The sequence below is a fragment of the Pseudomonas sp. IT-93MI4 genome, assembly GCF_949767635.1.
Classification (GTDB): domain Bacteria; phylum Pseudomonadota; class Gammaproteobacteria; order Pseudomonadales; family Pseudomonadaceae; genus Aquipseudomonas; species Aquipseudomonas putida_A.
In genome coordinates this window covers 124,274-137,819 of the sequence record NZ_CATKPP010000033.1, presented here as the reverse complement: position 1 = coordinate 137,819, position 13,546 = coordinate 124,274, and the positions used below count along the sequence as shown (strand labels likewise).

Genomic DNA, 13,546 nt, shown 5'->3' with positions numbered 1-13,546 from the left:
GCACACTCTCCATTGGAGTCAGTCATGCGTTACATCAGTACCCGCGGCCAGGCACCGGCCCTGAATTTCGAAGACGTCCTGCTGGCCGGTCTGGCCACTGACGGCGGTCTGTACGTCCCGGAAAACCTGCCACGTTTCACCCAGGAAGAAATCGCTTCCTGGGCCGGTCTGCCGTACCACGAGCTGGCTTTCCGGGTCATGCGCCCGTTCGTGACCGGCAGCATCCCGGACGCCGATTTCAAAAAGATCCTCGAAGAAACCTACGGTGTGTTCTCGCACAGCGCCGTTGCGCCGCTGCGTCAGCTCAACGGCAACGAATGGGTGCTCGAGTTGTTCCACGGCCCGACCCTGGCGTTCAAGGATTTCGCCCTGCAACTGCTCGGTCGTCTGCTCGATTACGTGCTGGAAAAGCGCGGCGAGCGCGTGGTCATCGTCGGTGCCACCTCGGGTGACACCGGTTCGGCCGCCATCGAAGGCTGCAAGCACTGCGAAAACGTCGACATCTTCATCCTGCACCCGCACAACCGTGTGTCCGAAGTGCAGCGTCGGCAGATGACGACGATTGTCGGCGAGAACATCCACAACATCGCCATCGAAGGCAACTTCGATGACTGCCAGGAAATGGTCAAGAACAGCTTCGCCGACCAGAGCTTCCTGAAGGGCACGCGCCTGGTAGCGGTGAATTCGATCAACTGGGCGCGGATCATGGCCCAGATCGTCTACTACTTCCACGCAGCCCTGCAGTTGGGCGGCCCGGCGCGTTCGGTGGCGTTCTCGGTACCGACCGGCAACTTCGGCGACATCTTCGCCGGTTACCTGGCGCGCAACATGGGCCTGCCGATCAACCAGTTGATCGTCGCGACCAACCGCAACGACATCCTGCACCGCTTCATGAGCGGCAACCAGTACGTCAAGGAAACCCTGCACGCTACGCTGTCGCCGTCGATGGACATCATGGTTTCGTCGAACTTCGAACGCCTGCTGTTCGACCTGCACGGTCGCAACGGCGCGGCGATTGCCGGGCTGATGGATTCGTTCAAACAGGGCGGTGGTTTCAGCGTCGAGCAAGAGCGCTGGACCGAAGCCCGCAAGCTGTTCGACTCGCTGGCCGTGGATGACGCGCAAACCTGCGAAACCATCGCCGAAGTCTACGCGCAATGCGGCGAAGTGTTGGACCCGCACACCGCCATCGGCGTCAAGGCCGCGCGCGAATGCCGCCGCAGCCTGGACATCCCGATGGTGATCCTGGGCACCGCACATCCGGTGAAATTCCCGGATGCCGTGGAGAAAGCGGGTGTAGGAAAAGCTCTCGAACTGCCTGCACATCTTTCTGATTTGTTCGAGCGAAACGAGCGCTGCACCGTTCTGCCAAACGAGCTGAAAGCCGTACAGGCCTTTGTCAGCCAGCACGGCAACCGCGGCAAGCCGCTGTAAGCCGAAAAAGCTGTCACATTTTGAAGCCCGTCTCCTGACGGGCTTTTTTGTTTCTGCTGCCACACTGCTCGGGTTTTCGCCCATGAAGGACGGGTGAGTCGATCACGAAGGAAGTGGCAATGCTGTTTGAGAGAGGATGGAAATACACCCTGAAGCGGGTTTTTCTGTTGTGCCTGTTGGTTGGCTGGCGCGTGGGCGTTGCGGCGCATCTGGCGCATGATGAAGAGCAGTTGAACATCGGCACCGTTGTGCTGAGTGAAGCCGAGCAGCAATGGGTTCGCGATAACCCGACGGTGATCGTGGCGGCGGAGCAGTACCCGTTGTACCTGTTTCTGGATGAGCATGGTCATTGGAGCGGCTTGAACAACGATGTGCTCAAACGCATCAGTGCCATGACCGGGTTGCAATTCGTTTACCGGGAGTCGTTTTCCACCGCGCAGATGCTCGAGCGCCTGGAAACCGGTGCCGCAGACATGAGCACGACCCTGGCGATGAATGATGAGCGCCGTTTGAGTCTGGATTTCAGTCATGCCTTTGGCGGTGCCGGCTGGGTATTTGTCGGCCGCGCCGGCGAGCCTGGAGTGCAATCGCTGGAGCAGTTGGCCAAACGGGTGCTGGTATTGCCGGGGCGGCACGCGCTGGAGGGGGTGATCCGACGCGATTATCCGTCCATCGAATTACGTTCGGTGAAAACCTATGCCGAGGCACGGGCGCTGGTCGAAAGCGGTGAGGCCTATGCCACCATCGAAAATGAAATCGGTGCGCAGCTCTATCCCTCGGGCTTGCTGAAGGTTGGCGAATTGCTGGAGGGAAAATGGGAGGCGGATCTTCTGGCCGTGCGCAAGGGCCAGCCGCAATTGCTGAGCATCCTGAACAAGGCGCTTGAAGCGTTCCCGGCTTCCGAACTCCGGGCCATTCGCCTTAACTGGCTGGGCGGCATCGGGCCGAAACCAGCCGCTGCGGGCTGGCAACACTGGTCCCGGCCGAGCTACTGGGGCGTGTTTGTGGTGGGGGCTTTTTTCGGGTTGTCGCTGTTATGGCATCGGCGCATGGCGGCGCTGATCAAACAGCATCGGGACGTGCAGAGCCAACTCGGCGATCAATTGGTTTTCCAGCGCGCGCTGATAGACGCCATGCCTGACCCGGTGTTCGTCCGCGACCTGGAAGGACGCCTGATCCTCTGTAACAAAAGCTACGAAGAGGCGTTGTCGATCCGTTTCGAACAGGTGCAGGGATGCCGACTGATCGACGTCGATGCCTTGCCGCGTGCCACCGCTGGCATGCTGCATGAGGAGTTCATGATTCAGCTGAGAACCCGCCGAACCCGTTTCAGCAGACGCCGCCTGCAATTCAAGCATGGCAATCGGGACATCTATCAATGGACGGTGCCGTTTTACAGTGCCAATGGGGAGTTGCGAGGCCTGCTCGGCGGGTGGACGGACATCACCCGGCGTGATGCGGCAACGGGGGGACATCCGCATTGATATAGGGAAATTTCCTATATCACGCGCCTCCTTTTCCGATGGGGGACTGAAGGAGGCTGCCCTAAAGTGGACAGCAACTGCGGACGAGTCCGCGATTGCCGTTTCAGAGGTCGTCCATGCGCTCGCTCAAAGTACTGATTCTCGAACCCGATCCTTATCGAATGATGGCGTTGCACCAGATGCTCAATGCGTTCGGTATCTATGACGTACTCACGGCGCCATCGCTGGCCTCGGCGCGTTGCTCGCTGGAGCGTCGCACCCGGGTCGACATTGCGATCTGCGATCCGCAGTTGAAAGGCGGGGAAGGCCTGGCGCTGATCCACCATCTGGCGGCCGAAGGGGAGGCCAATGCGCTCATTCTACTGGGGCGTGTAGCGCCGGGCTTGCTGAGCGATCTCGAAAGCCTGCTGCAAACACACGAGGTGACGCTGCTGGGACGCCTGCAAACGCCGGTTTCGGCCGTGCTGATGCGCGGGCTGCTTGACAGCTACCTACAAGCGGCAGCCCATCCGGCGGGGGCTTGAGCCGACGGTTATGTTTCTGTCATCTTCACCGTGCATGCTCTGACAGACCGCTAACTGCTCCGGGAGCAGCGCGGTATTCAGAACTTTCTTCTCGGGCCGGTGGTCATTTATTGTGAACACGCCCCAGGCACAATGTTTTCGGACTATTGAGTGGAGATCGAGATGGAAAGTATCAGTCTATTGCTCGGTGAGGCTCTGAGCCCGTATCAGGTGACGTTGACTCCGTGTGGCGCCCATGGCGAATGCCTGGTGACGCTGAAGAACAGCAACGGCGCCCTCGTGGTGGAGCGCGAATTCAATCAGGCGCAGTTGAGCGACAAACGCCTGCTGACAGATGTGGTTGACGGTTTGCACCGTGACGTCCTGATCGCCGAAGGGCGGCTGGAGCCCTGTGTGATTGCGGCATTGCGCAATGCGGCGCTGGATAAGCGTGCGGCCCTGTAAAGATGAAATATTTTTTGTGGGAACCTTCCTGCATCCCCGTCAGTCAGACCCCGTAACAGCAGGATCAAGCATTGTGCTCCGGTGCTTGTCGCTTGCTGCTACGGGTCTTTAAGCAGACCGCGTTTAACCCCGAGTTGTCTCCCCACTGCTCGGGGTTTCTTTTTGCCCGCAGGTTTTACTGCGTGGCCTGTTGCTCGAAAAAAATCCGCGCCTGTTGCAGGTAATCCGTGCGCATTTCAGGGTCCAGCCAGTCGGCATACGACTGGTTCAGTTGCTCGTGGGGCAGGGTACGCAGCAGTTGGTTGATCTCACTGATCGCCTGACGGCCCTGAGAAGTATCGGAACACCCGACAAAGCCAGACAGATACTTGCCGGTGCCGCGAATCGGAAAGAACACCAGTTGGTCTTCGGCAATTTGCGCCTGCTGCGCCTGATAGCGGATCTCCGGCCAGTAACCCAGCACCACTTGCAGACGCCCCAGGCGCTGCATCGACAGCAGGCTGCTCAGGGCGTCGTTGCCATAATGCGGCGTCAACGCACCGCCGGGAGCCTGCTTGAGCAGACTGTCGAGATACTCGCCGTAACTGCGTTCCGCGACAACTCCGACCTTGATCTCGCCATTGGCCAGAAATGCCGGCAGATCGACTTCACCGTCGATCAGGTACGGCGCCAGTACGTCGCGATCTTTCTGACGCACCACCAGACCATTACTGACAGCGCGAAACGCCGGGATAGAGAAAGTGATCCATTGCGTGCGCTCCTTGCTCCAGATCAGCGACGGATCGCAGGTAAAGGACGGCTCGTGCAGCATCTGCATGCCCCGGGCGCGATTGACCCGCATCAGCGTGTGTTCGTATTGCGGCATGCCGGCGATCAGCATCGGCATCAGTTGATCGATGACGCCCTGGCCCTTTTTCGGGCCTTCGAAGATGGTCAGGGGCGGCAGGTCGCGCAGCAACCAGACCAGCGTGGGTTTCGCTTGCGCCCAGGCGGGCAGGGCGAGCAGAAACAACAGGCCGAACAGCCGCCACGTCCACCAGTGGTGGGCGCGGTTGGCGTCCGATGTCTGCCGATGTTTCAGCTTAGATAGCTCCGTCTGCGCGCAACCGGGCGATCTGCTGTTCGTCGTAGCCAAGATCGTGCAGTACCTGCGCATTGTGTTCACCGAGCTGCGGTCCGACCCATTCGGAAGTACCCGGTGTCTCGGAGAGTTTCGGCACGATGCCCGGCATCTTGAAAGGCTTGCCGTCCGGCAGCTTCGCCTGCAGGAACATTTCCCGGGCGAGGTACTGCGGATCGCTGAACATGTCCTCGGCACTGAAGATCCGGCTGGCCGGCACTTCCGCCTGATTGAGCAGGTCGAGCACGCTTTGCAGCGGCAGCGAATTGACCCAGCGGTCGATCACGCCATACAACTCGTCGCGGCGACTGTCGCGCCCGTCGTTACTCGCCAGTGTCGGGTCGTTGGCCAGATCCTCGCGGCCGATGATCAGCATGAAGCGCTTGAAGATCGCGTCACCATTGGCGCCGATCTGCACATGCTTGCCGTCGGCGCTGGTGTGGATCGATGACGGTGTGATGCCCGGCATGATGTTGCCGGTGCGCTCGCGGATGAAGCCGAACACGTCGAACTCCGGCACCATGCTTTCCATCATGGCGAAAATCGCCTCGTACAACGCCACATCGACCACTTGGCCGAGACCGCCGTTGACCTCGCGATGACGCAGCGCCATCAGCGCACCGATCACGCCCCACAACGCGGCAATCGAGTCACCGATGGAGATCCCGGTGCGCACCGGTGGCCGGTCTTCGAAGCCGGTGATGTAGCGCAAACCGCCCATGGACTCGCCGACCGCGCCGAAGCCCGGTTGATCCTTCATCGGCCCGGTCTGGCCGAACCCCGAGAGGCGCACCATCACCAGTTTCGGATTCAGCGCGTGCAGGGTTTCCCAGCTCAGCCCGAGTTTTTCCAGCACGCCGGGGCGAAAGTTTTCGATCAGGATGTCGGCTTCGCCCAGCAGTTTTTTCAGGATCGCCAGGCCGTCGGGGTGCTTGAGGTTCAGGGTCAGCGACTTCTTGTTGCGCGCCTGGACGAACCACCACAGCGAGGTGCCTTCATACAATTTGCGCCACTTGCGCAGCGGATCACCGCCGTCGGGCGATTCGATCTTGATCACTTCGGCGCCGAACTCGCCGCAGATGCGCGAGGCGAACGGCCCGGCAATCAACGTACCCAATTCAATGACTTTCACACCGCTGAGCGGTTTGTTGGCGAACGGCATACTGAATCCTGTAGGACAAGGCTGAGCGGATACAGCGTTTTAACATAGCCGGCTGTCAGACGCCGCAGGTTGATCGCCATCAATTCGATGATTGCCTACGGCATCGGTTAGACTTGCCGACTTTCCTCGTATCAAGAAGCCCGTTCATGGCCCAGCCGTCTACCACGTACAAATTCGAACTGAACCTCACTGACCTCGACCGCAGCATCTACGAGAGCGTCAAGCAGACCATCGCCCGTCACCCTTCGGAAACCGAAGAGCGCATGACCGTGCGGCTGCTGGCCTACGCCCTCTGGTACAACGAGCAGTTGTCGTTTGGCCGTGGTCTGTCGGACGTGGATGAACCTGCGCTGTGGGAAAAAAGCCTGGATGATCGCGTTCTGCACTGGATCGAAGTTGGCCAGCCGGACGCCGATCGTCTGACCTGGTGCTCGCGTCGCACCGAACGCACCAGCCTGCTGGCCTATGGCAGTCTGCGCGTGTGGGAAGGCAAAGTGATCCCGGCGATCAAGAACCTGAAAAACGTCAACATCGCCGCTGTGCCGCAGGAAGTGCTGGAAACCCTGGCCAAGGACATGCCGCGCGTCATCAAGTGGGACGTGATGATCAGCGAAGGCACGATCTTCGTCACCGACGACCGCGGTCAGCATGAAGTCCAGTTGCAATGGCTGCAAGGTGAACGCGGCTGATCCTGCGTCGTTCACTGATTAATCCCACGTATTCAAGAGAAGTTTCCGTTAGCCCATGCGTATTGATCCTCGACCGTTGCCTGCCACGCTGCCGTTTCTCGGTGACCTGCCACCTTTGCTGACTCGTTTGTACGCGGCGCGGGGCGTGCAATCCGAGGCGGAGCTGGATAAAAGTCTGGCGCGGCTGATTCCGTTCCAGCAGCTCAAGGGCATCGAGGCAGCGGTGGATCTGCTGGTGACGGCGCTGGAGCAGCGTCAGCGGATTCTGATCGTCGGTGACTTCGACGCCGATGGCGCGACGGCCAGTACAGTCGGCGTGCTCGGCTTGCGTCTGCTGGGTGCGGCGCATGTCGATTATCTGGTTCCGAACCGCTTCGAATACGGCTATGGCCTGACCCCGGAAATCGTCGAAGTCGCCCTGACGCGCGAGCCGCAGTTGTTGATCACTGTCGACAACGGCATCTCCAGTGTGGAGGGTGTGGCGGCGGCGAAAAAGGCCGGGCTCAAGGTGTTGATCACCGACCACCACTTGCCCGGCGATGAACTGCCGCTGGCCGATGCGTTGGTCAACCCAAACCAGCCCGGCTGCGAGTTTCCGAGCAAGGCGCTGGCCGGGGTCGGGGTGATTTTCTACGTGTTGATGGCCTTGCGCGCGCGCCTGCGCAGCCTTGGCTGGTACGAGAGCAAGCCGCAGCCGAACATCGGTGAACTGCTGGATCTGGTGGCGCTGGGCAGCGTTGCCGACGTGGTGCCGCTGGACGCCAACAACCGGATTCTGGTGCATCAGGGCCTTGAGCGGATTCGCGCCGGGCGTGCACGACCGGGGATCAAGGCGATTCTTGAAGTGGCCAAGCGTGACGCGGCGCGGATTACCTCCACCGACCTGGGTTTCATCGTCGGCCCGCGCCTGAACGCGGCGGGGCGCCTGGATGACATGAGCCTCGGGATCGAATGCCTGCTCACCACCGACGCCAATCTGGCGCGGGAAATGGCCGCGCAACTGGATGGTATGAACCAGGATCGCAAATCCATCGAGCAGGGCATGCAGCGCGAGGCGCTGGCCCAGCTCAAGGACTTGCCAGTGGAATCGATGCCGTTTGGCCTGTGCCTGTTCGATCCCGAGTGGCATCAGGGCGTGATCGGCATTCTCGCCTCGCGGATGAAAGAACGTTATTTCCGTCCGACCATTGCCTTCGCCGATGCCGGTGACGGTTTGCTCAAGGGCTCGGGGCGTTCGGTGCAGGGTTTCCATATTCGCGATGCCCTGAGCGTGGTGGCGGCGCAGCATCCGAACCTGATTGCCAAGTACGGTGGTCACGCGATGGCGGCCGGCCTGACCTTGCCGCAAGAGAATTTTCCGCTGTTCGCCGAAGCTTTCGATGCCGAAGTGCGTCGGCAACTTCGTGAGGAGGACCTGACCGGGCGCATGCTTTCGGATGGCACGCTGGCGGTCGAGGAATTCCATCTGGAACTGGCCCGCGCCCTGCGCCATGCCGGGCCTTGGGGCCAGCACTTCCCGGAGCCGCTGTTCCATGGCGTGTTCCAGTTGGTCGAGCAACGGGTGGTCGGCGAGCGGCACCTGAAAGTGGTGCTGAAAAGCGAGTGCGGGTCGGTGAAGCTGGATGGCATCGCTTTCGGCATCGACCGTGATGTCTGGCCGAACCCGACCATTCAGTGGGTCGAGCTGGCCTACAAGCTCGACGTCAACGAGTTCCGGGGCAACGAGACGGTGCAACTGATGATTGCCCACATCGAACCGCGCTGACGCCATTCGCGAGCAGGCTCGCTCCCACAGGCACGGTGTTGACTTTGTGGGAGCGAGCCTGCTCGCGAAAGCACCCTTTCACACACTGAATCACTCTGAACCCTCCCTCATCCCCGGTTGTCGACTAGGCTCTAAGCACTGCTTGATTGGCCTTGTGACGTCTGTCGAATGTTTTGCCCGCGGGGGCGGGTGCTGCACCTTTTTCCTGTCACTCGTCGACTTTTCAAACAGAACCCTGGAGCCTGCCCACTGATTTGAGAGGTGCCCCATGAGTCTGCTGCTCGAACCCTTTACCCTTCGCCAACTGACCCTGCCCAACCGCATCGCCGTGTCGCCGATGTGCCAGTATTCCAGCGTCGACGGTCTGGCCAACGACTGGCATCTGGTGCATCTGGGCAGCCGCGCGGTGGGCGGTGCCGGCCTGATTTTTACCGAGGCCACGGCGGTCACCGCCGACGGGCGAATCACCGCTGAAGACCTCGGTTTGTGGAACGACGAACAGATCGAACCGCTGCAACGCATCACCCGCTTCATCACCGCTCAGGGTGCGGTTGCTGGCGTTCAACTGGCCCATGCCGGGCGCAAGGCCAGCACCCATCGGCCATGGATAGGCAAACACGGCAGCGTCAAACCGGAGGATGGCGGCTGGATCCCGGTCGGGCCGTCACCGATTGCCTTCGACCCGCAACACACGCAACCCAAGCAGCTGGATGAAGGGCAAATCGCCGAAGTCATCCAGGCCTTCGTTGCTGCGGCCAAACGCGCGTTGACCGCAGGTTTCAGCGTGGTCGAGGTGCATGCCGCCCATGGTTATCTGCTGCATCAGTTTCTGTCGCCATTGAGCAATCAGCGCCGCGATCAATACGGTGGTTCGTTCGAAAACCGTATTCGGCTGGTGTTGCAAGTCACCGAGGCCGTGCGCGAGGTCTGGCCACAAGAGTTGCCGGTGTTTGTCCGGGTGTCGGCCACCGACTGGGTCGAAGACGGCTGGAACCCGGATGAAACCGTGGAACTGGCGCGCCGCCTCAAGGCATTGGGAGCGGATCTGATCGACGTCTCTTCCGGTGGTACCGCCGCCAACGCCGAGATTCCGGTGGGGCCGGGTTATCAGACGCGCTTCGCCGAACGGGTGCGCAAGGAGTCCGGCATCGCCACCGGCACCGTCGGCATGATTACCGAGCCGGCGCAGGCCGAGCACATTCTGCGCACCTGTCAGGCCGACATCATCTTCCTCGCCCGCGAGCTGCTGCGTGACCCGTACTGGCCGCTGCATGCCGACGATGATCTGGGCGGGCGCAAAGCGGTATGGCCGGCGCAGTATCAGCGCGCGACCCATCGTGATCAGCCGATTCACGAATCCGATCTGCGCGATTGATTTCAAACCGGCGCAACGTCTATAAAACCCGCCATTGAACCGGCGGGTTTTTTCTTGCCTGCCATTTGCCAAGGAAGTCGAGCATGTTGATCGAGCGAGAACTGACCGAACACGACTTGCCGTTGCTGGCGCAGATCGACCGCAGCGAGCTGGTGGAGGAATGTTATCGGCTGGAAAAAGGTGAGCTGATTCTGTATCCGGTGCATTTCGACATGCGTGGCTGGCCGGAAGGGGAAGCTGAGGAAAACGCGCTGGCGCTGGAGAAGTGCTTGCGGCGCGGTGGCTGGTTGTACGGGGTTTTCGATGGGCAGGCGCTGGTCGCGGCGGTGGTTGTGGATAACCGGGTTATTCACAATCAGGGGTTGAGCATGCGGCAGATGAAGTTTCTGCACATCAGCCGTGATTACCGCGGGCAAGGGCTGGGGGCGAAGTTGTTTGCGCTGGCCTGCGAGCAGGGGCGGCGATTCGGTGCCCAGGCGTTGTATGTTTCAGCGACTGAATCGCGCAACACTGTGGAGTTTTATCAGAGACAGGGTTGCCGGTTGGTGGATCAGGCGGATCCGGAGTTGTTTGATCAAGAACCCAGAGACATTCATCTGTATTGCCCACTGACCTGACGCAGTTTCTTCAATATCCGATGTTGAATGTTCTGACGCATTCGCGAGCAAGCCCGCTCCCACCGTGGTTCTGTGTCGGTCGCAAACTGTGTGATCGACCGGGATCCAGTGTGGGAGCGGGTTTGCTCGCGAAGAGTCCCTTACAGGCGCCTCAAATCATCAAGGATACTTGCGCTTGTCCGGTGCCGGCGGGAAGTACTGGTACAGCCAGGTCTCGCTTAATGTGCGGTCATTGGTGCGGATGAACAGGCGCAGTTCCACCGGGTCGACGCTGTCGCTGGTCGGGTACCAGTCGAACAGGACCCGGTAACCCTTGATGTCATCGAGCACCAGCACGCTGAAGTCCTGCACCTTGCCGTTGGAGCAGGTGACCACCGGTTCGATCCCGGTGCCCTGCGGCAGGCGATCCAGGCCACCACCGGTGAAGTCCACGGCAAAACGACGGGCCCAGACCGGCGGGTAATGCTCGCCTGGTGCCCAGCCTTCGACGAAACCACCCATGCCCGACCGGGTCGCATGCACCCGCGCCAGCGGCGTGCCGACCGGTGGCAGGGCGCTCCAGTAGAGCTTGTAGCCATAGTTCAGCGAGTCGCCGGCGGCCACCGGCTTCTTCGGCGTCCAGAATGCGACGATGTTGTCGAGGGTTTCGCCGGTGGTAGGAATTTCCAGCAGATCGATCGAGCCTTCGCCCCACGCGGTGGTCGGTTCGACCCACAGGCTCGGGCGCTTGCTGTACCAGTCAACGGTGTCCTGATAGTTGGCGAACTCGTGGTCGGTCTGCACCAGGCCGAAGCCTTTCGGATCGGTATCGGCGAACGCGTTGAACTGCAGGGTCGCCGGGTTGTTCAGCGGGCGGCAGATCCACTCGCCATTGCCACGCCACATCGTCAGGCGATCGGAGTCGTGGATCTGCGGGTGAATGGTGTCGCACATACGGCGTTCGTGGGTGCCGCAGCTGAACATGCTGGTCATTGGCGCGATGCCCAGTTGTTCGATGGCGGTACGCGCGTTGATGTGGGCGTCGATCTCCATCACCACGCGCTCGGCCTGGCAATCGATGTCGAAGCGGTACGCACCGGTGGCGCTCGGCGAGTCGAGCAGGGCGTAGACCACAAAACGGGTGGCGTTCTGCTCTGGAGTCTCAAACCAGAACTTGGTGAAGTCAGGGAATTCTTCGCGCTTTTTCGCGTAGGTGTCGACGGCCAGACCACGGGCCGAGAGGCCATATTGGCCAGTGGCATCCACCGCACGGAAATAACTGGCGCCGAGGAACGACACCACGTCATGGCGATCCAGCTCCGGGGCCTTGAACAGCTTGAAGCCGGCAAACCCCAGGTCGCCCTTGAGCTGTTGGGTGTCGACCGAGGTGTTCTCGTAGTTGAACAGCGTCGGGCGGAAATGCACTTCGCGGGCGGTGCGGGTCTTCGGATCGACGCTGTACATGCGCACCGGCTGGCGGAAACCCATACCGACGTGGAAGAACTGCACGTCCAGCTGACCCTTGTTTTCTTTCCACAACGAATGATCGCCGTCGTAGCGGATCGCGTTGAAGTTCTGCGGGGTCATGGTCGCCAAAGTCGGCGGCAGCACCTGTTTGCTGTCCTGATAGGCCGAGCCGGCCAGTTGCTTGGCCTGGCGCTTGAGCGCTTCGAAGTCGAAAGCCTGGGCCTCGCCATCGGCGGCGCCACCATTGGCGGACCAGGCACGGGCGGCCAGCAGGCCGGAAGCCGAGAGACCGGTGTAAGCCGCAATGGCCATCGACGCTTTGAGCAAATTCCTGCGGTGCATAAATACAACCTGTCGTGAGCAATCCCGCGCCGTTCCTGGCACGTGCTGGATCAGAAATTACGGTTCGGACAAGCCTTCGGCCAAACGCAACGGATTATAAACAGATGCCGGCTAGCTTAAACGGTTCGCTCGCCGAGCAAAATTCGTTGATTCACAGTGACAGAGTGTCAATGAAACAAGACATGTCGGTTAAAAATCTGACAGGGCGTTCTGATTTATGCGGCATATCTGCTTTTTTCGACTAATTACTCTAAAAACCGCTTTTCAGCGCCGATTTAATTTCTATTCTATGGGCATGACCGGTGTTGACCGGTAGGGCACACGGCGCTGCTGTAAGGGGCAGGGCGATGTGGTGGTTTAGCAATTCTTTGAAGTATTGAAGGACATCGTCCATGGCAAAAATACAAGGTATCGCCGAAATGCTCGGCATCTTCCCCTGCCTCGGCAGCGGCCGTAGAAGGCGTCGTTTGAGTTCTGAAGAGCTGAAACTGGTGGAGCGTTATCGCGAGTTGTCGGAGAGCGACCGGATTGCGATGCGGTATCTGGTGGATGCGATGCGCAGTGTTTCGCGGTTTTGAGTGGAAATAAAAAGGGGCGGACTGAAAGGTCCGCCCCTTTTTATCTGGATCAGCTACACGTTCCCAGAACTGGATACGGCCGCTGGCCGCGCATCAACTCCGGCACATCCCGCCATTTGACCCACGCCTGCTGTTGCCAGTGCAGCAGCGGTACGGTAACGCCTGCCCAATGCATTGAGCTCAAGCTCGGGTGGTTTTCCACAGGGCTTGATTGAGTTTCGCGCAGCATCGGGATGACTTCATGGCTCAGCCATTGGCGCAGGTGTCGGTTTTCCGGGACGAAGTGATGGACGAGCAGGGCGAACAGGCCGGACTCGCTGACCATCGCGCAATCGATGATTTCGCCGTTCCGACGCAGGAGGACATGGCGACGCTGGTCGGGATCGAGTTTCAGGGTGAGGCGTTCGTTCAGGGGGTAACCCATCAAGCGACCGAGATCTTGCACGCAGAACCAGGCTTCGTGGTCTTGCATGAAGGCGTGGAGGAAGCGGTTGTGGCGGGTGAAGGCGGTGGGGGTGAAGTGGGTCGACGATGAGTTTTGGATTTGTGCAGACATGTAGTGACTT

General features: G+C 60.3%; 13 protein-coding genes. 9 read left to right on the top strand and 4 right to left on the bottom strand.

Going from position 1 to position 13,546, the window contains the following annotated elements; genetic code table 11:
• Positions 1 to 24 precede the first annotated feature (24 nt).
• The 4 genes from thrC (at position 25) to ACM6I7_RS15180 (ending at position 3,886) form a co-directional block, all read left to right on the top strand.
• The gene (gene thrC / locus ACM6I7_RS15195; RefSeq protein WP_027610971.1) at positions 25 to 1,434 is read left to right on the top strand and encodes a threonine synthase; all 1,410 of its coding nucleotides are present in this window, start codon (positions 25 to 27) and stop codon (positions 1,432 to 1,434) included.
• Positions 1,435 to 1,553: 119 nt separating this feature from the next.
• Positions 1,554 to 2,918, top strand: coding sequence for a transporter substrate-binding domain-containing protein (locus ACM6I7_RS15190; protein WP_414888816.1), 1,365 nt, complete (start codon positions 1,554 to 1,556; stop codon positions 2,916 to 2,918).
• 116 nt (positions 2,919 to 3,034) lie between these two features.
• Complete coding sequence (locus ACM6I7_RS15185) at positions 3,035 to 3,442, top strand: response regulator transcription factor (protein ID WP_095138296.1); 408 nt, start codon at positions 3,035 to 3,037, stop codon at positions 3,440 to 3,442.
• A gap of 162 nt (positions 3,443 to 3,604) precedes the next feature.
• Positions 3,605 to 3,886: a DUF3509 domain-containing protein gene (locus ACM6I7_RS15180; protein ID WP_027610974.1), complete on the top strand. Its 282-nt coding sequence runs from the start codon at positions 3,605 to 3,607 to the stop codon at positions 3,884 to 3,886.
• Between the two features lie 175 nt (positions 3,887 to 4,061).
• On the opposite strand, the gene ACM6I7_RS15175 is transcribed toward ACM6I7_RS15180, so the two are convergent.
• On the bottom strand, positions 4,062 to 5,042 hold the full coding sequence (locus tag ACM6I7_RS15175; protein WP_414888815.1) for a TIGR02285 family protein: 981 nt from the start codon (positions 5,040 to 5,042) through the stop codon (positions 4,062 to 4,064).
• Positions 4,969 to 6,168, bottom strand: coding sequence for a CaiB/BaiF CoA transferase family protein (locus ACM6I7_RS15170; RefSeq protein ID WP_027610976.1), 1,200 nt, complete (start codon positions 6,166 to 6,168; stop codon positions 4,969 to 4,971). The genes ACM6I7_RS15175 and ACM6I7_RS15170 overlap by 74 nt, the downstream gene beginning before the upstream one ends.
• 146 nt (positions 6,169 to 6,314) lie before the next feature.
• Here ACM6I7_RS15170 and ACM6I7_RS15165 point away from each other — a divergent pair, with 146 nt between their 5' ends.
• From ACM6I7_RS15165 to ACM6I7_RS15150, 4 genes are all read left to right on the top strand, one after another.
• A complete protein-coding gene (locus tag ACM6I7_RS15165; RefSeq protein WP_027610977.1) occupies positions 6,315 to 6,857 on the top strand; it encodes a YaeQ family protein in 543 nt (180 codons plus the stop codon).
• Positions 6,858 to 6,912: 55 nt separating this feature from the next.
• Entirely contained in the window at positions 6,913 to 8,622 is a 1,710-nt protein-coding gene (recJ, locus tag ACM6I7_RS15160) for a single-stranded-DNA-specific exonuclease RecJ (RefSeq protein ID WP_414888814.1), read from the top strand.
• Between the two features lie 268 nt (positions 8,623 to 8,890).
• Complete coding sequence (locus ACM6I7_RS15155) at positions 8,891 to 9,997, top strand: NADH:flavin oxidoreductase/NADH oxidase (RefSeq protein WP_096795213.1); 1,107 nt, start codon at positions 8,891 to 8,893, stop codon at positions 9,995 to 9,997.
• Positions 9,998 to 10,080: 83 nt separating this feature from the next.
• Positions 10,081 to 10,614, top strand: coding sequence for a GNAT family N-acetyltransferase (locus tag ACM6I7_RS15150; protein ID WP_096795214.1), 534 nt, complete (start codon positions 10,081 to 10,083; stop codon positions 10,612 to 10,614).
• Between the two features lie 159 nt (positions 10,615 to 10,773).
• Here ACM6I7_RS15150 and ACM6I7_RS15145 read toward each other — a convergent pair whose 3' ends face one another.
• Positions 10,774 to 12,402, bottom strand: coding sequence for a glucan biosynthesis protein D (locus ACM6I7_RS15145; protein WP_414888813.1), 1,629 nt, complete (start codon positions 12,400 to 12,402; stop codon positions 10,774 to 10,776).
• Positions 12,403 to 12,794: 392 nt separating this feature from the next.
• On the opposite strand from ACM6I7_RS15145, the gene ACM6I7_RS15140 reads away from it, so the two are divergent.
• Positions 12,795 to 12,980, top strand: coding sequence for a hypothetical protein (locus tag ACM6I7_RS15140; protein WP_003222012.1), 186 nt, complete (start codon positions 12,795 to 12,797; stop codon positions 12,978 to 12,980).
• Positions 12,981 to 13,029: 49 nt separating this feature from the next.
• On the opposite strand, the gene ACM6I7_RS15135 is transcribed toward ACM6I7_RS15140, so the two are convergent.
• Entirely contained in the window at positions 13,030 to 13,536 is a 507-nt protein-coding gene (locus tag ACM6I7_RS15135; protein ID WP_097086381.1) for a Bro-N domain-containing protein, read from the bottom strand.
• Positions 13,537 to 13,546 lie beyond the last annotated feature (10 nt).